Here is a 21,333-nt window from a genome sequence, read left to right as displayed (position 1 = left end):
CTTTAGCTCTAGTTTATTTTATATTTGTAAAAAGTAATTGCAACGTATGTCAAAGAAAGAAAAAGGCACCAAACGGTTCAAAAGGAAGTTATTGCACAAATACCGAATGGTAATTCTTAATGAAGAAACCTTTGAAGAACGTTTCTCATTTAAGCTGAACAGACTGAATGTCTTTGTTTTTAGTACGCTTTTTGCCCTGTTTTTAATTCTGACAACTACTTTTATTATAGCTTTTACGCCACTTCGTGAATACATTCCTGGCTATTCTTCTTCTACTTTAAAGAAGAAAGCGACACAACTAACCTATAAAACAGACTCTCTCCAACAGATTCTAGATGTAAATGAGCAATACCTCGCTTCCATTAAAAAAGTATTGACTGGCGATGTAAAAACTGTTAATTTCAACAAAGATTCAATCATTGAAGTGGCGAAATCAGATCCATCTGTTTTGATACGAACCTCAAGAAAGGATTCACTTTTGAGAGATCAAGTGGCAAAAGAAGATAAATACAACCCACTTATTGCTCCACAAGCGCAGGAATATACTTTATTTGCACCCTTAAAAGGTACTATCTCAGAACCCTATAATTCCAAAACAAAACATTACGCCGTTGATATTGTAGCGGCAAGGGATTCTCCTGTAAAAGCAGTTGCAGATGGAACTGTAATTTTTGCGGAATGGACTGTTTCCACGGGCTATGTAATCATTCTGAAACACAACAATAGCTTAATTTCCGTGTATAAACACAACGCCATGCTCACCAAAGAACAAGGTGAAATTGTAAAAGCTGGTGAAGTGATTGCCACCGTGGGTAACACTGGCGAACTCACAACCGGTCCACACCTACATTTTGAATTGTGGCGCGATGGTTACCCCGTAAACCCAACAAGTTTCATAGATTTTGATTGATAGCCTATGTCCTTAAAATCTGTTTCCGCTAAAATTTTTGCCAAAATAGTTGTCCTCCGAATTCAAAAATGGGCCAATAATCCTATTGAAACGCAGCAAAAAGTTTTTAAACAATTAATTTCTGAAGCGAAAAACACCGTCTTCGGAAAAGATCACGATTTTGAAAATATTTCTTCTTTTGAAAATTTTGCAAAGCAAGTTCCTGTTCGGGATTACGAAGAACTAAAACCCTATGTTGATCGTATGGTTTCGGGTGAAAAAGATATACTTTGGCCTGGAAAACCCCTATATTTCGCTAAAACTTCGGGCACTACTTCTGGGGCTAAATTCATTCCGCTTACCAAAGAATCTATGCCATATCACATTGAAGCGGCTCGGAACGCCATTTTATGCTACATAAACGAAACTGGAAATGCAGCTTTCGTGGATGGCAAAATGATTTTTCTACAAGGAAGCCCTGAAATGCAAGAAAAAAACGGCATTAAAACAGGGAGGCTTTCAGGAATTGTGGCGCATTACGTTCCAGCATATCTTCAAAAAAATCGTTTACCGAGTTTGGAAACTAATTGTATTGAAGATTGGGAAACCAAAGTAGATGCCATTGTTGAAGAAACCAAAAACCAAGATATGACTGTTATCAGCGGCATTCCGTCGTGGGTACAGATGTATTTTGAAAAACTTCAGAAAAGTACTGGACATAAGGTTGGCGATCTTTTCAAAAACTTCAATCTCTTTATTTATGGTGGTGTAAATTTTGAACCCTATCGCGCCAAATTTGAAAATTTAATAGGAAGAAAAGTTGATAGCATCGAACTTTTTCCTGCGAGTGAAGGCTTTTTCGCTTTTCAGGATAGTCAAAAAGAGAAGGGTATGTTGCTGCTTTTAAATTCGGGAATATTTTACGAATTTATTGAAGCCACCACTTTTTTTGATGAAAATCCAAAACGATTGACCATTGGCGAAGTTAAAACGGAAGTAAATTATGTAATGCTTATTTCAACAAACGCAGGACTTTGGGCCTATAATCTAGGGGATACCGTGCAGTTTATTTCAACAAAACCCTATCGTGTTATTGTTTCTGGAAGAATTAAACATTTCATTTCAGCCTTTGGCGAGCACGTTATTGGTAAAGAAGTGGAAGAAGCGATGCACAAAGCCATTTCAGCATTCAATTTTTCAATTACTGAATTCACCGTTGCGCCACAAATTACTACTTCCGAAGGAGAATTACCGTATCACGAATGGCTCGTAGAATTTGATAATACTCCCGAAAACCTTCAAAAAGTCGCTGAGTATTTAGATTCCGAAATGCAGCGTCAAAACTCATATTATTTGGATTTAATTGTTGGAAAAGTGCTTCAACCCTTGAAAATCATTTCCCTTAAAAAGAACAGTTTTCAAGAATTTATGAAATCTCAGGGAAAATTAGGCGGTCAAAACAAAGTACCTCGCCTTTCCAACGACCGCAAAATAGCTGATGCTTTGGTTAAAATTTAAACTTTGTTAAATATTGTTGGTCTTCAAATGAATCCAAATTTGTCATGATTCGTGTAGCGAAGCGGTCGTGATTCAAACCGTCAAAATCAATCCAAATCTAAATCAATAGTGAAGCTGAAGCGGTCTTATGTGTTATCCGAATATGACTAGAATTCAAACATAAAATTAGTGTTATCTTTGCATTTAATGACAAAATTAAGATCACACACCAGAACACGCGCTCAAGAAAGCACCCAAGCCATTGAGCGACTTTACATAACCATGCGCCACCTCTTTAACCGTGGGTTCTACAAACCTATGGGAGTTTCGGGCGAATCGCTTCGGGAAGCTTTGTTAACACTGCGCCCCGAGATTTATGGTTCCATAACAGAGGATAAAATTGAATTGCAAGGCCTGCTCTACGTTATGGATCGTTTGCCTCATGGAATTGAAGAATGTAGGTTCATCAATCTAACCAGTGATGAAGGTTATAAAGACTCACATTTTGCGCCGATAATTCCACTAAAACGTCGCAGAAATTGTTATCGAATAGATTCGGAGCAGATGAATATTGAAATCACTCGTGGTCGATCTGAAATCTATGATATCCTTACGCATTTAACCTTTCTATTTATTGAATCGCATAAGATTATGAGACAAATTCTCATCAACGAGAATGGTGAAGTAATCCGCGACTGGAAAAAACTGGAACAAGCCGTACTTAAAAAAGGCAAGCTAACACAAGAGGAAAAAGAAATTACACTTACCCACACAGCAAATTTCCTTGGAAGAACATTTGAAGAGGTAAAAAGCGTATATCCTTATTTCGCTAGTGAAAAAGATGAAAACAGGTTTTTCAATATTATCTATTTTCTTGGTAAACTAGCCATAGATGAAATGGTGGGAGACAACAAACGCATTATTACTTTTAGTCCGGTGTTGCGAGAGCGATTGGGTCACCATATTCACGGAGAGCAATGGGCTTTTAGTATAAAACATACTTTACAGAAAATGGGTTTGTTAAAGCGTCCAATACACATTATTAGTGCTAATATGCACAGTGTAATGAATAGTCTTTACGGTCCAAAAGCACTTCCAGCAGATTTTTCAAAGAAAAAACCTATGGAAGTTTTTGAAGCCTTAAGTAGTCCAATGAATATGAAAATGCGTGAAAAGGTTACAACAATAGCTTTAGCTGAAGGGATGATTTTTATTGAAGACCAAAGTGGAACCAATATTGACATTCAGATAATTGATACTGCCAAAATTAAGAAAAGCTCTTATATTGAAGGATTAAATGGTTTGGAGGATTCCAAAAAACCAGTAATCGTTGTAATGGACTACGCTTTCGGCGAACAGGCTTATGAAACTATGGATGAGCTTTTAAAACCCTTTATAGATGCTGAAAAAACGCGTCATTTCTTGAACGTGGCTTCAGTTTCCATTATGGGGAAAGCGGGAATTTTGGAAGGTGGTAAAGGAGATATTATGATTCCGTCAGCCCACGTTTTTGAAGGGACGGCAGACAATTATCCTTTCAAGAATCAAATGGATAAATCGTTATTTAAAGACGATGATGTAAAAGTTTTTAAAGGGACTATGATTTCAGTTTTGGGAACTTCACTTCAAAATAGAGATGTGCTTAAGTTTTTCCACAATTCTACGTGGAATGTAATTGGCCTTGAAATGGAAGGTGCGCATTATCAAAAAGCAATTCAGGCAGCGGCAAAAATACGCAGAAGCATAAGCCCAAAAGTAAAGGTTCGTTATGCTTATTACGCATCAGATAATCCTTTGGAAACAGGAAGCACTTTAGCCTCGGGTGGTTTGGGAACAACTGGCGTAAAACCAACCTATTTAATTACCGAAAAGATGTTAAATCAGATTTTAGATGTGCCTAAAAAATAATTTTAAAAGAGATTAAAGTCTTGATGGTAAATTATTAAGACTTCAAAAATTTTAATTATTTAAGCTGCTTCTTTAAATTTCTTAAGAAGAAATATTTGTTATAGATAATCTTATTTATCGAGAAAATCTGGGAAATTTGAATACGGTTTCTTTTAAAATTTCAATAATTGATTCGCCGCTTTTTCAAAATAATTTCCACTGGACTTTAGAAAGTGGAATAATCTATAGGGACGCAACCTTAGCGTTGCATTGGTATCTTCAAAAGGAAGAATTTATAAATTCAGAAAATGATTTACAATTTCCCAGTGTCAGGGAAGCAATTTCATGGAAAAATTTTCGAATCAAAGTGTTAATGGACAATTGAGAAGATGCATAAACAATGTGTCTGCCAGTTTTCCAGATCTTGAATTTGTCTTTATTTCAAAAGAAAACCTAAACATTAAAAATTTTATTTTGCTGAAAAGTTATGCCAAACAACGCGTTTTTCAATGTAAAAATAGCAACGAAACCGTCTTTTTGTGTTTAGCTAAACATAAAGAAAGTCGATCAGAAAAATTAAAAGAGGCAAGTCTTGCAAAAACAAACCATTACCGTACTTTTGCCGCGCCGATGGAACTTAGTTTTTTGGACAATTCAAAAGATGAAAGAACGTTTATGGTTTCAATTAGAGGCAGGAATGAAAGTTATCAGTCAGTATTTAACTATATCAATTAATCAATAGCATTTATTATGGCACAGAACAATCAAGATGAAATAGACTTAGGGTATCTTTTCGGGAAGATTTCAGGTCTTTTCAGATCCTTTGTAAGGCTTCTTTTTATGATTATAGCTTTTTTTATGAAGTATTTCCTAATATTTCTGATTTTGATAATCGTTGGAGTTGTATTGGGTTACTTTGTGGATAAAAACAAAACGGAGATCTACAATAACGAATTGATAGTTATTCCAAATTTTGAAAGTACACAATACTTTTATGATAGAATTGATGAACTTTCGGCAAAGCTTAAGAACAATGATAGTCTTTTTCTTAAAACTATATTGGGGCGGGAATTTAAAAATTTGAAAAAAATAGAAGCTGAGCCTATTATTGATATATTCTCCTACGCTACAAGTAGTCCCACACGTGTTGAACTATTTAAAATCCTTACAGACAAACAGGATATCCCAAAATTTTTAATAGATCCCCAAAATTTTCAATATTACAAATACCATCACTTATACATTAAAATTGAAGGAAAAGATTCTTCAAAAGAGATAGTTAATAATCTTATGGATTTCTTAAATGATAGTCCTCATTTTAATGATTATATGGGCGAAGGCCGTAAAAACACAGAGTTTCGAATTGCAAATACGGAAAAGACAATAATAAAGATTGATTCGATTTTGAGCGCATCCGGACAGAGAACTAACACAAATACACCCTCTGTTTTAGTTAGTGATAATAGCCAACTTAACGATGTAATAGAATCTAAGGAAAGAATGATGTACAGTTTGCTCAGGTTGAATATGCAAAAGATTGATGAACAAAATATTATCAAAGTGGCTTCTATAAATTACAATATTTCTGAAGTATCAATATTTAGGGTTAGCAATAAATTAAAATACCCTTTACTTCTAGTATTACTTTTTTCGGGATTTTTCTTTCTAAGGTATATTTATAAAAAGATGAAGCATATTGCTGAAACGAATGCGAGATAGACATTATGAAGAAAAAAAACCTCATTGTCTTTGGAACAAGACCTGAAGCTATAAAAATGGCGCCCTTAGTGCGCGAATTTTTGAGAAACGATACTTTTGAAACCAAAGTTTGCGTAACCGCCCAACATCGTGAAATGCTGGATCAAGTGTTGGATTTTTTCGAAATCGTACCAGATTACGATCTAAATTTAATGCGGCCAAATCAAAATCTCTATAGTCTTACCGCCACAATCATTGAAAATATGAAACCGGTTTTAGATGAAGTGAAACCCGATTTCGTTTACGTTCACGGTGATACAACAACATCCATGGCAGTTGGAATTGCAGCTTTTTACAGCGGCGCTAAAATCTGTCACGTGGAAGCTGGACTTCGTACTTTTGACCGTCAATATCCTTTTCCGGAGGAATTCAATAGACAGCTTACTGGTAAAATTGCGGACTATCACTTCGCTCCTACCAACCTTTCCAACAATAATCTTTTGGCCGAAAACATTTCCGAAGAAAACATTTTGGTAACTGGAAACACTGTTATTGATGCCCTTCTTTACGGAATCGAAAAAGTGAATTCTGAAAATTTCAAAGATGAAGAGATTGAGAAACTAAAGACAGTTTTAGATTTTCAGAATGAAATAATCTTAGTTACTGGTCACAGAAGGGAAAACCATGGCGAAGGCTTGATAAAAATCTGTTCAGCATTAAAAAGCATTGCTGAAAAAAATCCTAGTGTACAGATAATCTATCCTGTACATTTAAATCCTAACGTTTTAAAACCCGTACACGAGCTGCTTTCGGGAATTTCAAATATAATTTTAACCGAGCCACTTGCCTATCCAGCTTTTATTTGGTTGATGGAAAAATCATTCCTAATCATAACCGACAGCGGCGGAATACAAGAAGAAGCACCAAGTTTAGGAAAACCAGTATTGGTAACTCGCGAAACTACCGAAAGACCTGAAGCTGTTGAAGAAGGCACTGTTTTATTGGTAGGTACAGATACTGAAAAAATAATTGTTGAGACGCAAAAATTTCTTGACGATTCAGCATATTATAAAAAAATGACTCAGTTGCATAATCCGTATGGAGACGGAAAAGCAACGGCCAGAATAGTAAAATTTATCAAGAATTTGAATCATGGAGCATAAACCCACAGTAGTAATGATGGGACTTGGTTATATAGGTTTGCCTACAGCAGCCTTGATTGCCAGCAAAGGAGTGAATGTAACAGGAGTTGATATTTCACAAAATGTGGTAAACACTATAAACGAAGGGAAAATCCATATTGTAGAACCAGATCTTGACGGATTGGTGCATCACGTTGTGAAACAAGGTTTTTTAAAAGCCGCCACAAGCCCTGTGGAAGCCGATGTTTACTTAATTGCTGTACCAACACCATTCAAAGAAAACCACGTTCCAGATCTTTCTTATGTGGAAAGCGCAGTGAATAATTTGATTCCAACTTTGAAAAAAGGCGCTTTGGTTATTTTAGAATCAACCAGTCCTGTTGGCACAACGCAAAAAGTACAGGAAATTATTTTTAAGCAACGTCCAGAATTGAAGGGCGAAATCTTTATAGCCTATTGTCCAGAAAGGGTTTTACCAGGAAATGTTATTTATGAATTGGAGCAGAACGACCGTGCTATCGGCGGTATTGATGAAGCTTCAACTGAACGTGCAGTTTGGTTCTACAAACATTTTGTGAAAGGTGAATTACACAAGACCAATTCACAAACTGCGGAAATGTGCAAATTAGTTGAAAACTCATCACGAGATGTGCAGATTGCTTTCGCCAATGAACTTTCAATGATTTGTGATAAAGCAAACATCAACGTTTGGGAGTTGATTCGTTTGGCTAACAAACATCCACGAGTAAATATTCTGCAGCCAGGAACTGGTGTTGGCGGTCATTGTATTGCGGTAGATCCGTGGTTTATTGTTTCTGAATTTCCTGATGAAGCAAAAATAATCCGATCCGCTCGAGAAATAAATAATTATAAAACCGATTGGGCCATTGAAAAGGTAAAGAATGAAGCCTTGCGTTTCAAAATTGATAATGGTCGAGATGCAATTGTAGCTTGTATGGGTCTTGCTTTCAAACCTAATATTGACGATCTGCGTGAATCTCCAGCAGTACACGTTTGCGAAGCTTTAGAAAGCGACGGTTTTAAAACGCTGAACGTAGAGCCAAATCTTAAAAAGGAAACTAAAAGAGAGCTTACGCAAACCAATGAAGCAATTGAAAAGGCAGATATATTGGTATTTTTAGTGGCGCACACGGAATTCAAAAATCTCTCTTTGCCAGACAACAAAACGATTTTTGATTTTTGTGGCGTATTGTGTTGATTAATATATTGTTTTTCTAAAAGAATTTAGATTTAGTAAAGAAAATTTTCAACTAAATGAAGCTCCATAATAAGATTTTAGACAAAAACAATCTCTTTACCCGGGGTATGGCGAGTACTGTAATTAAAATGCTCGGGGCAATAGGAAGTTATGTACTGTCATATCTTATTGCTTTAAAATATGGTGCTGAAGGAAATGGGGTTTTTGCACTTTTTATGACCTATATAGTTATATTAAGTACGTTATTTTATATAGGACTTGATCTTTACTTAGTTAAAGAGATATCATCACTAATAACTGAACTAAAGTTCCAAAATGTAAAAAAAATTTATTATGCTATACTCAAAACGTATCTTTTTCCACTGAGCTGCGGGGGAATTTTTTTGTCGATATTACTTTTCTTTTTTTTAAAAAATAATATATACTCGCTTACCACAATAGGTCTTACTTTAAATATCTTCATCGATTTGCATAGTGCTGTTCTACAAGGAATGAAAAAGGTAGAATGGTATAGTTATTTTACCCAGTTTGCGAAATATTTATTTACTATATTTTTTATTATAATTTTTACATATAGTAATAATGCTGAAAATATTCTTTTTCTATATATAGCTAGCTTATTTCTTAATGCGTTATTTTCATTTTTTGTTGTTCGATTTTATATAAAAAATCTAAATGTTAAAGGAGTATTATCCACTAATAGATATTCGATAAAATCAATATTTTTAATTTCCAAAGAATTTTTATTTTCGTCAGCCCTTATTATCATACTTGTATGGGTAGATTTTATTTTTATTGATATATTTCTGACCAAAGATGAAGCTGGTATATATAGTGTTGCTTTAAAAATAGCTACTTTAATTTCTTTTAGTTTTACAGCATTCAATGCTTTTCTTGCACCAAGAATATCAGAAATTTATGCCAAGGGAAATATATCTGAATTGCAAAAAATAATTACTCAAAATTTCCTTTTTACACTGCCTATGATTGTTATTCCCTTTTTAGGAATTATTATTTTTAAAGAAGATTTATTGCGATTTTTTGGAAAGGAATTTATTTCTGGAATGTCCGTTTTAGTATGGCTAGCACTGGGTCAGTTCATAAACTCAATATTTGGCCCCGTAAGTTTATTACTTCAAATGACAAATCATCAAAAGTTATTTCAGAATATTCTATTAATAAGTTTTGTGATAAAATTGATTAGTTCATTTGTTTTTATCCAAATGTTTGGACTTCAAGGAATAGCCATAGCGAGCACATTAGCACTGGCATTTTGGACAATTGTAGGGAGTTATTTTATTAGTAAAAAAATAGGCGTATTTTCATGGTTTGAGATAAATGAGTTAAAGACACTCCTTGGCATAAGATTAAAAAAATAATATGATCATTAAGAATAAAAGAATTGCAATAATTTCTATGGGCATTATGGCTATAGCATTTACGCTATTTTATTTTTCAGATGGAATGGGAAAGTACTTATTAAAAGAGGAAGCTGGCTTTTTCAGATATAGCGCTATTATAAAGGCAATTTTTGAAATTTTAATTTTAGGGTACGCTGTTCTTACACTCAGAAAAGCTAAATTTAGTATTTTGATTGTACTGTTCATTCTTTTGGTCAGTTTTTTGATTGGACAATTTTTTCTAAGTTTAAATTTTTCTGAAATTAACTTTTTTGAAAACTTCAACACCCTTTTTAAATATTTTTTCCCTTTTATTTTTTTCTTGCTTGCGTTAGATATATTACAATCAAAATCTTATCCCTTTCTATTGCTAAAAGTATATAAGTTTATAATGACTCTGAACGGCATATTTATAATTACAGGGCTTATACTTGGTATAGAAGTTTTTAAAACTTATCCCGGTCCCTGGCGGTTTGGATATGATGGTCTTATTTTTGCTCAAAATGAGGCATCTTTTATATTTATTTTTGCTTTAACCATAGTTTATTATCGACGTTATTATTTGAATATTAAAGAATTTTTTTTCTGGTTTATTTTATTTACTTCATTAGTTGTAGCTACAAAAGCGGTTTTTCTATATTTTATATTTCTTTTATTCTTCCATATCTTTAAAAAAGTTTCATTTAAAAATATTTTGACTTTTGGTGTTTCATCAATAGTTATAGGATACTTTTTATTTAGTACTTTGATAAATAAAATTATTCTCAATTCTTACAATACCTTTATGTATATGTACTATAAAGAGGGATTGACTTTTGCACTCTTTTCTGGCAGGAATGTATATATTCAAGATAAGCTTTACCCTCTTATCTTTGAATATTGGAGTATTCCGAATTACATATTTGGAGGTCAAGATGTAGTGGCTCACTACATAGAAATGGGTTTTTTAGATCTTCTTTTATTTTTTGGCATTGCGGGTTCTATTATATACCTATATGTTTTTTACAGAATATTTAGATTATTACCTTTTGAAAAGTATTTTAAGTTATTTTTTGGGATAGTCTTCTTTCTAATTGTTGCAACTGCAGGACATTTTTTTGAGAGCGGTATCGCAGGAATTCATTTTATGATGATGTTATTACTATTGAGCAAATATGGAGATAAGTTAGAATTAAATTTAGAAAACCATGAATTCGAAAGACGCTAAAAGAATTTTCTTAGTTTTTGGCGCAGCCACTGCAGCGATTGGTTATATTTTTTCAATAACTACGGGATCCATCGGGATTATGATTTTTCTTTTAGCTTGGTTAATAAATTATAAGAGTATCACATTTAACAAATTAACAAAAAAGAATAAACTTTGGCCGTTAGTCTTATTTTTTTTATTTCTAATATTAGGTTCATTTCATGGAGGGGATTTTTATAAATCCCAAAAGATTCTAGTCCGTTTTATTCCTTTTTTACTTTTCCCAATTTTATTTATAACAGCTCCCATCTTCAGTTCCAAAGAAAGACTTAGAATTATTAAAGTCTTTGTTCACTCTCTTACTATTTTTTTTATAATTTGTTTAATTGTTGCCATTAGTAGACAAATTGGGTTTTGGAATCGTGGCGGGATATTCAACTGGTATTATTTCTATAGGTATGATTTTTTAGAAGTATTTAAACAGCATCCCACTTATTTATCAATGTTTACTCTTTTGTCATTAAGCTTTGTTTTATTTCTAAAAAAGGATTTATTTGGAAAAAGATTTTTACTTATTACCACCTTGTTAATACAAATGACAGCCATTATTTTTTATGGAAGTAGGATTGGTTATATTTTGTTTCTTTTTTTACTCGTGATTTATTTCTTTAGAAATTTTCGTACCAAAAATGGATATAAAAAATTTCGGTCTGCAGCTATATTTATTTCCAGTTTCATTTTGATGGTCTTTTTGGTTTATAAAATACCTATTGTGAAGGAAAGAATATTCTATACTTTTGGGCTTTCATATGACTATAAATTCAATAATATCGAATCAATTAACGAAGGCGGTATTCCTGAAGAACATGGAAGGTTTCTTTTATGGAAGGATGCAGTTAGCTTAATAAAAGAAAGACCATTTTTTGGATTAGGTACTGGTGCCACGGAAAAGGCCTTACTTAAAAAATATAAAGAGATGGGTCATATCCTTTTTTTAGATAATAAATATAATGTCCATAACAGCTATTTGCAGACTCTTTTAATGGGGGGAATTTTTCTTTTGGCGGTCTATCTACTTATCATGCATAATTTGTTGTGGAGCAGTTTATCAAGGAAAGATGTATCTTTATTTATGTTTTTTCTAATTATTGCTATTACCTCCATCACTGAAACAATTTTTGTCTCCCGTGGAGTACAATTTCTCTCATTTTTCTATTGTTTCTTTCTAATGCGCGAACATGAATAAAAAATTAGCTATTTACGGAGCTTATCCACCACCTCTCGGTGGAATTTCTGTACATATTAAAAGAATAGAACCATATTTAGAAAGCGAAAATATTGATTACACGATTTTTAATTTTGGATCTTATAAAAAAGAAAATGTGATTCCTACACATAAAAGTGTGTTTTGGTACTTAAAAATTTTATTTATTAAGAAATATAAATTATTCCATTTTCACGAAATGGTCGTAAGCATTGATTATATTTTTTATTTTTTATTTTCTTATTTTAATAAAACTAAGTTTATTATTACAATTCACGCTGGAGAACTAAGTAGATTAAATCTTTTTTGTCTAACCAAAACAAAAAATATAAAAGTGATATCTGTTTCTGAAAATATTAATAAATTATTGCTTTTAAAAGATATTGATTCCATATTATTACCAGCTTACGTACCACCTCTCAATGTTTCTACTAAAGAACTAAAGAAGGATCAAAGAATATATTTTCTTTTTAGTGTGTGGAAAGTTACGAAAGAACTCTCAGAGAAGATATATAATATTCCATTGGCGCTTCATTTTCTTAAAATGAATACTCACAAATATAAAATGCTGTTTCTGATTGGGAATAAAAAAATTTCGGATTTGGATTATTTGAATAAAATTATTGAAACTTATGGCGTAATGGACTCGGTAGAAATAATATACGAAGAAAATCTTGTCGAATATATTCGAAATTGTTCTTTTCTACTCAAAACCAATTTAGTAGATGGGTATGGAATTGCCTTGCAGGAAGCAATGGACTTAGGAATTCCTGCAATTGCGACTGACGTCTGTGTTAGGCCTAAGGGAACGGTTTTATTTAAGGATAACAACTTGACAGATATGACTGAAAAAATCTCGCAAACATTGTCGCAACCAGTCGAAAATATTTTAAAGAACAAAGAAGATTTACAATATCATTACGACTTAATTAAAATTTATAAGCAGATGCTTAATAATTAATAATATTATCTATGTGTGGAATTGCAGGTTTTATTGGATTTCAAAACAAAAGTGAATTTGCAAAAAAAGCAAATGAGATTCAAAAACACAGAGGCCCTGATGATCAGTCAATTTGGGAAGATGACTTTATCTCTTTGAGCCATCAACGTCTCTCTATTATTGATCTTGAAAATCGTGCCAATCAACCTTTTGAAAAGCACGATCTTGTTCTTGTTTTTAATGGTGAAATTTATAATTATCTTGAAATAAGGAGAAAATTAGAACTAGAATATGAATCAAAATTTACCACTACTTCAGACACTGAAGTAGTCATTGAAGCTTTTTATCATCTAAAGGAAAAATGTCTGGATCTTTTCATAGGGATGTTTGCCTTTTGTATTTACGATAAAAATAGTAACGAAACTTTTTTGGCTCGCGATCATTTCGGAATTAAGCCTTTATTTTATTATCACAATAAAAAACAATTTGCTTTTTCATCAGAATTAAAAACACTTGTAAAACTTGGAATTACATCTAAAAAAATAAATAAGGAAGCCTTGGTAGCGGCTCTAAACTATTTATGGATCCCAAATGACGTTTGCATTTTTAACGATGTTGTAAAATTGCCGCCTGGTAGTTATTCCGTACTCGATGAAAAAGGAGTTCTAAAATCCAAGCAATTTTGGTCATTGAATGAAAAAGAAAAGAAAGCTGAAAATGTGCTGTCAGAATTAGATAACGCTCTCCATAATACAATAGACCGTCATTTAATTGCAGACGTACCAGTAAGTAGCTTTTTGAGCGGTGGGTTGGATTCATCCTTGATTTCTGTGTTAGCAAAAGAAAGACTTCAAAAATTAAACACATATACAATTGGAACTTCTCAAGAGGATAAGAAAATTGAAAAAATGCCCGATGACCAAAAGTACGCGAAGCGGTTGGCAGATGAATTTGGGTTTAACCACGAAGAAATTATTGTAGATTCTTCAATAATTGATTTGCTTCCCAAAATGGTTTATACTTTGGATGAACCCATTGGTGATCCTGCTGCCATTAATACCTATCTCATTTCAAAAATGGCAGCACAACGAGGTGAAAAAGTATTACTTTCGGGAATGGGAGCTGATGAAATTTTCTTTGGTTACAGAAGACATATGGCAACTTTATTGGCATTGAAATATAATAAAACCCCTCGTTTTTTAAAGAATACAATAAAGAGAACGGTAAATTTCTTTCCTGTAAAAAGTGAAAAAGGAGGATTAAAGTTGGCGCGTTGGGCAAAACGATTTCTTTCCTTTACTGATTTGCCAGAACATGAAACCTATATGCGCAGTTATAGTTATTATTCTAAGGTAGAACTTGGACAATTATTTCAAGGCGACTTTTCAAAGGAAATAGACGGTCTATATGAAAAGCACAATGCTATTTTTAATGCCAAATTTGATGGTGATATTATAAACAAGATATGCAACACGGACATCCAAATGTTTATGCTTGGGCTTAATCTTACTTATACCGATAGAGCATCTATGGCGGCATCGGTAGAGGTTCGCGTTCCCTTTATTGATAGGGATTTTATAAATGCGGCAATGGCAATTCCGGGAAAAATAAAATTTCAAAATAGAGTACCGAAATACCTTCTTAAAAAAACAGCAGAAAACTATTTACCCGATTATATAACTAACCGAAAAAAAGCATCCTTTGGTGCGCCTATCAGGTCTTGGATATCAAAAGACTTGAAAAAAATGGTTGATGACTATTTATCTGAAGCCCAAATAACAAAACGAGGGATTTTTAATTACAGATTTGTAAAAAAGATGATAGATAATGATAGACAGGGCATAGCAGATTATGCCTACCAAATATACATGTTATTGACGATTGAAATTTGGTTTAGAGAATTTGTGGATTGAAAATATTATATTTTCTTGCCCCAATAAAATCTATAAAAACCCAGATATTTAGCAAGGCTTCTCTCCAGTTTTGGATGTTTGCTGGAAATGGGAAAATGATATTTTTCAGTTCGTTCAACTATTAAATTATGTTTAGCCAACAAGTCTATAATTTCTTTCTTATAATAAATATTTGCGATTGTGCAACTAGGCCCATCCGTGCAATGATGCGGAAACTCTTTCCAAGAAAGATATTTCCATCCCATTTTTTTAAAGTTTTGGTAATGTTCAGCCCAAGTTGGATTAGATTTTAAACCTATCTTATTTTTAAAGATCTCTGCTAACATCCGTGCTCTAAAATACATTTGTATTCTAAACCAATAATTAAAAGAATCTTTGGTGTAGAGCATAATTATAAATTCCCCGTCCGGTCTTAAAATCCTATGTATGCCACTGAATGTATTTTCTATATTGTCAGTATGGTGTAATACACCTTGGGAATAAACAAGATCAAAAGATTCATTTTTAAAAGGCAGCTCTTCCGCACTTCCTTTTACAATAGTTCCTTTTAGACCCAAAAGCTCCAAATGTTTAGTAGTGGAATAAACAGCCTCATCGGTTAAATCTATGCCAGTGTGGGATTTTGATTTTGCGGCCCACTGTGTAGTATCTGCACCTACACCCAAACCTATTTCCAAGGTATCTTTATTACTGCTATCGTACTCGTTTATTATTTCGAGCAAATGATGCTCTTTTTTATATCTAAAAGCTCTGTATTCGTTAAAAAAAGCAGGGGTATAAATTTCCTCGTTTACAAATTGCTTTCCGCAGAGATGTTCATTCCAAAAATTTTCTACTTTTTCAATTTCTTCGTGCTGTATCATTTCTTATAAAAGATTTTCTGTAAAACTTGTGCAAATGTATTTATTTTAACGATGGAAAGCATATTTGAAGAAAAAATCTGTGCAAATTTTAATTTTTTTAGTATCTTATAGTCTTAAAATCATTATTATGATAAAATCACTAGTTATATTTTTAACAATTCTTTTTATTCCGCTTCATTTTTTGGGACAACAATTAAAAGGTCCAATAGAACCGTGCGAAAGCCAACCCGTGGTTTTTGATTTAAATAGCGAATATTTCTATGAAGGATTTGATTATTGTAATTATGCAGAAATGCGTCAAATAACTTATAATAAAAGATGGTATTGGGTTCCAAGACACGAAATGGATATAGATATTAATAGTGATGGCATTATTGAACCTTGGGAGGATCATAGAAATCAAGAAATCACGAATATTGGCGGGAGAACTTGTTTAAAATTTGAAAGTGCTAGACCTAAAGCACACAGCGTGCTCCTAGCAGAATTTGCTCCAGCATTATGGACAGAAGTATGGGATTATCATTCTGGAAACATCATTCAAGAATTAAATCTAAATATCCCGATTGAAACAACATCTGGGGATTTATTGGATTTCTGGCCAACATTTTGACAATTTGTGATGCTTTCCAAGGAGAATCTTCTATATGCCAAGTAGGATTTTTTTGTAGATATTCTCCGTTTAAATCCGTGTAAATTTTTTCTGACATTAGCTTTGTTATTGGACTATGAGCAAGTTTTCTGTTGCGGTTTGAACACTCTTTGCGAGTGCAAAATTATTTTGAAGGGCAAATATAGTAAAAGAGGATTATTTATTGAGGTATTAATTTTGGCATATAATACCATCAGCTTTGAATTGAGGAGGTTGTTGATGAAACGGGATATGAACCATTAACTTTCACCTTAAAATTAAACATACAATAGGTTGTTTTAAATTTAACTTATCACACGCTTATAACCAAACTTCGAAATGGTCAGCAATTAAATATTGAAATTGTGGTTAATTGAAAACCAAGCAGAATAGAATAATACTCTTTTAACATTTTGCTGGTTTCTACTTAGACGTTGCACTTCATTTGTAATAGTTATTCCTTACTTTTGCACCAAAATTCGCAATAATGAAGCAAGTAATCCAAAACTTTAAAACTGGAGAATTATATGTAGATGAAGTGCCAAACCCTTCCATTTCGGAGAATATGGTGCTGGTAGAAAACAAATTTTCCTTGATAAGTGCGGGAACTGAAAGAGGAACCGTAAAAGTTGGTAAGGCCAGCCTCATCGGGAAAGCCAAACAACGCCCAGATCTTGTGGCGCAAGTTCTTCAGAATATAAAAAAGGAAGGTTTAAAAGCCACAATCGATAAGGTAAAAACCAAGCTTGATTCCTTAAAAGCACTTGGTTACAGTACTTCTGGTGTTGTTGCAGCTTCAATGGATAGCAACAGCAAATTTAGACCGGGAGACCGCGTTGCTTGTGCGGGTCAGGATTACGCCTCGCATGCTGAGGTGGTTGCTATTCCGCAGAATTTAGTGGTTAAAATTCCTGAAAATGTTTCTTTTGAAGAAGCCAGTTTTACAACATTAGGCGCAATTGCTTTACAAGGCGTTCGCCAAGCAGAACCTAGATTGGGCGATAAAGTTTGTGTAATTGGCCTTGGACTTTTAGGTCAGCTTACCGTTCAATTACTAAAAGCAAACGGTTGTCGCGTTTTTGGTATAGATCTTTCAAAAAATTTGATTGATCTCGCTATTACAAGTGGCGCTGATGGAGCGATGCTTCGTAATGATTCTAATCTAAATACTGCTATCGATAACTTCACAGATGGTCACGGTTTTGACAGCGTTATTATCACCGCTGCAGCTCCAAGTAACGACCCGATTGAACTTTCCGCAGTTATAAGCCGCAAAAAAGGAAAAGTGATAGTTGTGGGTGCCGTAAAAATGGATATTCCACGAGATCCAGATTTCTACAGAAAAGAACTGGAGCTAAAAATGTCCTGCTCTTATGGTCCAGGAAGATATGATAATAAATACGAAGAAGACGGCCACGATTACCCATTCGCCTACGTTCGCTATACCGAGCAGCGAAATATGGAAACTTTTTTAGACCTCATTTCACAAGGAACGGTAAAACTCGATAATCTAATCACCCATACTTTCGATATTTCCGAAGCTGAAAAAGCATATGATATTGTATTAGGAAAAGTTGAAGAGCCACACATCGGTATTTTACTTGCCTACCCTGAAAGTAAAACGAAAAAAACCTCTTTGGTATCTGTTCAATCCAATGCAGTTTCAACCATAAATATTGGTTTTATAGGCGCTGGAAGTTTTGCGCAGAGTTACTTGATTCCTTATACCAAGAAAGAAGGGGCTTCACTGGATACTGTTGTTACCACCAAAGGAATTACCGCTAAAAATGTAGCATCGAAATTTGGTTTCAATAAAGCATCATCAGAAGCTCGGGATATTTTGGACAATGACCAAATTAACACCGTTTTCATCGCAACGCCTCACAATAGCCACGCTCCATACACAATGGAAGCACTTAAAGCTGGAAAAAATGTTTTCGTTGAGAAGCCTTTGGCGATGAATTATGATGAATTAGAAGAAGTTAAAAAGGTTTATTTGGAAAGCAACCGAAAATTAATGGTTGGTTTCAACCGAAGATTTTCACCCATCGCTGAAAAGATTAAGTCTGAATTTGTAGGTAACGGCGAACCAAAAGTGGTAAACATCCGTGTGAATGCTGGTTTCCTTCCGAAGGACCATTGGACACAACACAAAGAAATAGGTGGCGGACGTATCATTGGCGAAATGTGCCATTTTATAGATTTGATGCAATATTTCACCGATGCAAAACCAGTGAAAGTTTATGCAGCTTCAATAAAAACTGATAACCAAAACCTTACTTCAGAAGATAATATTTCAATAACAGTTTCCTTTAGCGACGGTTCCATAGGTAATCTTTTATACTTAGGAAATGGCGACAAATCCCTTCCGAAGGAACTAATTGAAGTTTTCAGTGGCGGAAAAGTAGGTAGAATACACGATTTCAGAAAAGGAGATCTTCACAAAGGGAACAAATTGATTAAACTGAAATTGGATGGAAAAGGCCACAAACAGGAAGTCGAAGCCTTTTTGAAATCTTTAAAAGAAACCACCGAAGCACCAATCCCTTTTGAATCTATTTATCTTACAACGCTTACTACGTTTAAAGTTTTGGATTCTTTGGCTACGGGAATGGCGCAGGATATTTAGTATATAATTACAAGCAATTCCAGATCTAACAGGTTTTTGAAACCTGTTAGGTCTTTTCAATTATATTCGGTTACTTTTGCAACTTCAAAAATAATTGCGGAGGAACAAATGGCCGATTTTAAGAACAGTTTCCAAAAACTGAAATCCTATTGCGAAAAGGAAAACTTTAAAGGTTGGGATCCGTATGATGGCCTTAATAGCAAGGTTTTCAATGTTGTTCCTGTAATTTCAAAAAAGCGCTTCTTTAGGCTTGCATGGATTCAAGTTTTCAAAAGAAGTCCTATTAATCTGCGAAAAATTACTTCCGTAGAAAAAGGATACAACGCCAAAGGACTAGGACTTTTTATCACTGGATATTGCAATCTTTATAAAAACGATCCACAGCCAGCATATCTCGAAAAAATAAACCAGCTTTCCGAACAAGTACTGAAAATGCAATCTGAAGGCTATTCCGGAGCCTGTTGGGGTTATAATTTTGATTGGCAAGCACGGGCGTTCTTTCAACCCAAAGGAATGCCAACGGTGGTTGCAACTACATTTATTACTGAATCTTTGCTGGAAGCTTATAAAATCACAAAAAACGAAACATATTTAGAAACCGCTAAAAGCGCAACGCAATTTGTTTTGAAGGATTTAAACAGAACGTTTGATGACAAGGGGAATTTCTCCTTTTCCTATTCACCATTAGATAAAACACAAGTTTTTAATGCATCGTTGCTAGGCGCAAAACTTTTGAGTTTGGTATACGAGTTTACAAAAGAAGAAAATTTACTCACCGAAGCCAAAAAAGTAGTTCAATACGCAGCCGATTTTCAACAGAAAAATGGCGCGTGGGCTTATGGCACCTTACCTTATCATCAATGGGTGGATAATTTTCATACGGGTTATAACTTGGAATGTATTTATACCTACCAAAAAGTTTCAGGCGATACTTCTTTCTCAAAAAATATTGAAAAAGGACTGGAGTATTACTTAAAAACTTTTTTCACTGAAGAAGGAATTTCAAAATATTACAACAATTCTATTTTCCCGATAGACATTCACGCACCTGCACAATTGGTTGTAACTTTGAGCAAACTGGAAGTTTTACAGAAAAACAAGGCGTTAGTAGATAAAGTTTTGACTTGGACCGTGAACAATATGCAGTCCGACAAAGGGTTTTTTCAATATCAGAAAAACAAGTATTTCAATAGCAACATTCCGTATATGCGTTGGGCACAGGCTTGGATGTTTTATGCTTTTTCGTATTATTTTTTAGAAACCAATGAGCGATAGAATCCACATATTAAACACCACGATTGATAATCTTTCTATGCAGGAAACCCTTGCTTTAGTGGAAGAAAAAATAAAAACTGGCGAACAATTGCACCACGTGGTTGTGAATGCCGGAAAAATTGTGTCAATGCAAAAAGATTTGGAATTGCGACGAAGTGTGGAAGAATCACACATCATAAACGCCGACGGACAAGCGGTAGTTTGGGCTTCAAAATTTTTAGGGAAACCTTTGAAAGAACGCGTTGCCGGAATAGATTTTATGGCCAATTTAGTGGAATTGGCACATAAAAATAAGTATAAGATTTTCCTTTTTGGTGCAAAGGAAGAAGTTGTAAAAACAGTAGTTGAAAAATATTCTGAAATTTACAGTCCAGAAATCATCGCCGGTTATCGCAATGGTTACTTTAGTCCTTCGGAAGAAGAAGAAATAGCGCATCAAATAGCAAATAGTAGAACTCAGATGCTTTTCGTAGCAATAACTTCGCCCATAAAAGAGAACTTTTTGTACCGTCACCGGGAAATTCTTAAAAACGTAAATTTAATTATGGGCGTTGGTGGCAGTTTTGACGTTGTTGCAGGCAAAACCAAACGCGCCCCAAGCTGGATGCAAAATGCAGGTTTGGAATGGTTTTATCGTTTTGCCCAAGAGCCAAAACGAATGTGGAAACGTTACCTCGTGGGCAACTCAAAGTTTATCTTTTTAGTGATGAAAGAGCGATTCTCAAAATAGTCCATCGTTTTCAATCGCTTTATTTACCGCAGAGGCGCGGAGCGCGCAAAGTTTTTTGTCCAAGAAATTTTTCAGAATTGTATCTGTTTCTTGAACTTTCTTATTTTCAATACTCAATACTCAATACTCAATACTAATAACTCCCCTCTACCCTCTAATATCTCACAAGAGTT

At 34.0% G+C, this 21,333-nt stretch carries 17 protein-coding genes; 16 read left to right on the top strand and 1 reads right to left on the bottom strand.

Annotated elements, in window-relative coordinates; genetic code table 11:
* The first annotated feature begins 46 nt into the window (after positions 1-46).
* The 12 genes from AEQSU_RS06010 to asnB all read left to right on the top strand — a co-directional run bounded on the left by AEQSU_RS06010 (position 47) and on the right by asnB (position 15,035).
* Positions 47-910 carry a M23 family metallopeptidase gene (locus AEQSU_RS06010; RefSeq protein WP_014781968.1) on the top strand — a complete coding sequence of 288 codons (864 nt, stop codon included), beginning with the start codon at positions 47-49 and terminating at the stop codon, positions 908-910.
* 6 nt (positions 911-916) lie between these two features.
* Complete coding sequence (locus AEQSU_RS06005; RefSeq protein WP_014781967.1) at positions 917-2,407, top strand: GH3 auxin-responsive promoter family protein; 1,491 nt, start codon at positions 917-919, stop codon at positions 2,405-2,407.
* Between the two features lie 186 nt (positions 2,408-2,593).
* The gene (locus AEQSU_RS06000) at positions 2,594-4,294 is read left to right on the top strand and encodes a DUF6909 family protein (protein WP_014781966.1); all 1,701 of its coding nucleotides are present in this window, start codon (positions 2,594-2,596) and stop codon (positions 4,292-4,294) included.
* A 324-nt stretch (positions 4,295-4,618) separates the two neighbouring features.
* Positions 4,619-5,008: a hypothetical protein gene (locus AEQSU_RS05990; protein ID WP_014781965.1), complete on the top strand. Its 390-nt coding sequence runs from the start codon at positions 4,619-4,621 to the stop codon at positions 5,006-5,008.
* Between the two features lie 15 nt (positions 5,009-5,023).
* On the top strand, positions 5,024-5,992 hold the full coding sequence (locus tag AEQSU_RS05985; protein WP_014781964.1) for a hypothetical protein: 969 nt from the start codon (positions 5,024-5,026) through the stop codon (positions 5,990-5,992).
* Between the two features lie 5 nt (positions 5,993-5,997).
* The gene (gene wecB / locus AEQSU_RS05980) at positions 5,998-7,134 is read left to right on the top strand and encodes a non-hydrolyzing UDP-N-acetylglucosamine 2-epimerase (RefSeq protein WP_014781963.1); all 1,137 of its coding nucleotides are present in this window, start codon (positions 5,998-6,000) and stop codon (positions 7,132-7,134) included.
* Positions 7,124-8,332, top strand: a complete 1,209-nt coding sequence (gene wecC / locus AEQSU_RS05975; protein ID WP_042491692.1) for a UDP-N-acetyl-D-mannosamine dehydrogenase — start codon at positions 7,124-7,126, stop codon at positions 8,330-8,332. Before wecB ends, wecC begins: the two co-directional genes overlap by 11 nt.
* Positions 8,333-8,388: 56 nt before the next feature.
* Entirely contained in the window at positions 8,389-9,711 is a 1,323-nt protein-coding gene (locus tag AEQSU_RS05970) for an oligosaccharide flippase family protein (RefSeq protein ID WP_014781961.1), read from the top strand.
* A gap of 1 nt (position 9,712) precedes the next feature.
* Positions 9,713-10,939 (top strand): hypothetical protein, encoded by a 1,227-nt coding sequence (locus tag AEQSU_RS05965; RefSeq protein WP_014781960.1) that lies wholly within the window; start codon positions 9,713-9,715, stop codon positions 10,937-10,939.
* Complete coding sequence (locus tag AEQSU_RS05960) at positions 10,920-12,164, top strand: O-antigen ligase family protein (RefSeq protein ID WP_014781959.1); 1,245 nt, start codon at positions 10,920-10,922, stop codon at positions 12,162-12,164. The genes AEQSU_RS05965 and AEQSU_RS05960 overlap by 20 nt, the downstream gene beginning before the upstream one ends.
* Positions 12,157-13,143, top strand: a complete 987-nt coding sequence (locus AEQSU_RS05955) for a glycosyltransferase (protein WP_014781958.1) — start codon at positions 12,157-12,159, stop codon at positions 13,141-13,143. The genes AEQSU_RS05960 and AEQSU_RS05955 overlap by 8 nt, the downstream gene beginning before the upstream one ends.
* Positions 13,144-13,154: 11 nt before the next feature.
* Positions 13,155-15,035, top strand: coding sequence for an asparagine synthase (glutamine-hydrolyzing) (asnB, locus tag AEQSU_RS05950; protein ID WP_014781957.1), 1,881 nt, complete (start codon positions 13,155-13,157; stop codon positions 15,033-15,035).
* 5 nt (positions 15,036-15,040) lie between these two features.
* On the opposite strand, the gene AEQSU_RS16120 is transcribed toward asnB, so the two are convergent.
* Positions 15,041-15,898, bottom strand: coding sequence for a class I SAM-dependent methyltransferase (locus AEQSU_RS16120; protein ID WP_014781956.1), 858 nt, complete (start codon positions 15,896-15,898; stop codon positions 15,041-15,043).
* Between the two features lie 127 nt (positions 15,899-16,025).
* Between AEQSU_RS16120 and AEQSU_RS05940 the strand changes: the two genes are divergently transcribed.
* From AEQSU_RS05940 to AEQSU_RS05925, 4 genes are all read left to right on the top strand, one after another.
* Positions 16,026-16,508: a hypothetical protein gene (locus AEQSU_RS05940; RefSeq protein WP_014781955.1), complete on the top strand. Its 483-nt coding sequence runs from the start codon at positions 16,026-16,028 to the stop codon at positions 16,506-16,508.
* 505 nt (positions 16,509-17,013) lie between these two features.
* Positions 17,014-19,155 carry a bi-domain-containing oxidoreductase gene (locus tag AEQSU_RS05935; RefSeq protein WP_014781953.1) on the top strand — a complete coding sequence of 714 codons (2,142 nt, stop codon included), beginning with the start codon at positions 17,014-17,016 and terminating at the stop codon, positions 19,153-19,155.
* Between the two features lie 36 nt (positions 19,156-19,191).
* Entirely contained in the window at positions 19,192-20,430 is a 1,239-nt protein-coding gene (locus tag AEQSU_RS05930; RefSeq protein WP_014781952.1) for a glycoside hydrolase family protein, read from the top strand.
* A complete protein-coding gene (locus AEQSU_RS05925; protein WP_014781951.1) occupies positions 20,420-21,160 on the top strand; it encodes a WecB/TagA/CpsF family glycosyltransferase in 741 nt (246 codons plus the stop codon). The genes AEQSU_RS05930 and AEQSU_RS05925 overlap by 11 nt, the downstream gene beginning before the upstream one ends.
* Positions 21,161-21,333 lie beyond the last annotated feature (173 nt).

The organism is Aequorivita sublithincola DSM 14238, from assembly GCF_000265385.1.
In the GTDB taxonomy this organism is placed as follows: domain Bacteria; phylum Bacteroidota; class Bacteroidia; order Flavobacteriales; family Flavobacteriaceae; genus Aequorivita; species Aequorivita sublithincola.
Note: the sequence above shows the minus strand (reverse complement) of the source record. Positions and strands in the feature narration are given on the sequence as shown.

Coding starts and splice junctions, on each gene's coding strand:
- AEQSU_RS05960 (WP_014781959.1), top strand. CDS start 10,920: ATGAATTCGAAAGACGCTAAAAGAATTTTCTTAGTTTTTGGCGCAGCC.
- AEQSU_RS05985 (WP_014781964.1), top strand. CDS start 5,024: ATGGCACAGAACAATCAAGATGAAATAGACTTAGGGTATCTTTTCGGG.
- AEQSU_RS06005 (WP_014781967.1), top strand. CDS start 917: ATGTCCTTAAAATCTGTTTCCGCTAAAATTTTTGCCAAAATAGTTGTC.
- AEQSU_RS05955 (WP_014781958.1), top strand. CDS start 12,157: ATGAATAAAAAATTAGCTATTTACGGAGCTTATCCACCACCTCTCGGT.
- AEQSU_RS05965 (WP_014781960.1), top strand. CDS start 9,713: ATGATCATTAAGAATAAAAGAATTGCAATAATTTCTATGGGCATTATG.
- AEQSU_RS05925 (WP_014781951.1), top strand. CDS start 20,420: ATGAGCGATAGAATCCACATATTAAACACCACGATTGATAATCTTTCT.
- AEQSU_RS05970 (WP_014781961.1), top strand. CDS start 8,389: ATGAAGCTCCATAATAAGATTTTAGACAAAAACAATCTCTTTACCCGG.
- asnB (WP_014781957.1), top strand. CDS start 13,155: ATGTGTGGAATTGCAGGTTTTATTGGATTTCAAAACAAAAGTGAATTT.
- wecB (WP_014781963.1), top strand. CDS start 5,998: ATGAAGAAAAAAAACCTCATTGTCTTTGGAACAAGACCTGAAGCTATA.
- AEQSU_RS05940 (WP_014781955.1), top strand. CDS start 16,026: ATGATAAAATCACTAGTTATATTTTTAACAATTCTTTTTATTCCGCTT.
- AEQSU_RS16120 (WP_014781956.1), bottom strand. CDS start 15,898: ATGATACAGCACGAAGAAATTGAAAAAGTAGAAAATTTTTGGAATGAA.
- AEQSU_RS06010 (WP_014781968.1), top strand. CDS start 47: ATGTCAAAGAAAGAAAAAGGCACCAAACGGTTCAAAAGGAAGTTATTG.
- AEQSU_RS05990 (WP_014781965.1), top strand. CDS start 4,619: ATGGAAAAATTTTCGAATCAAAGTGTTAATGGACAATTGAGAAGATGC.
- wecC (WP_042491692.1), top strand. CDS start 7,124: ATGGAGCATAAACCCACAGTAGTAATGATGGGACTTGGTTATATAGGT.
- AEQSU_RS06000 (WP_014781966.1), top strand. CDS start 2,594: ATGACAAAATTAAGATCACACACCAGAACACGCGCTCAAGAAAGCACC.
- AEQSU_RS05935 (WP_014781953.1), top strand. CDS start 17,014: ATGAAGCAAGTAATCCAAAACTTTAAAACTGGAGAATTATATGTAGAT.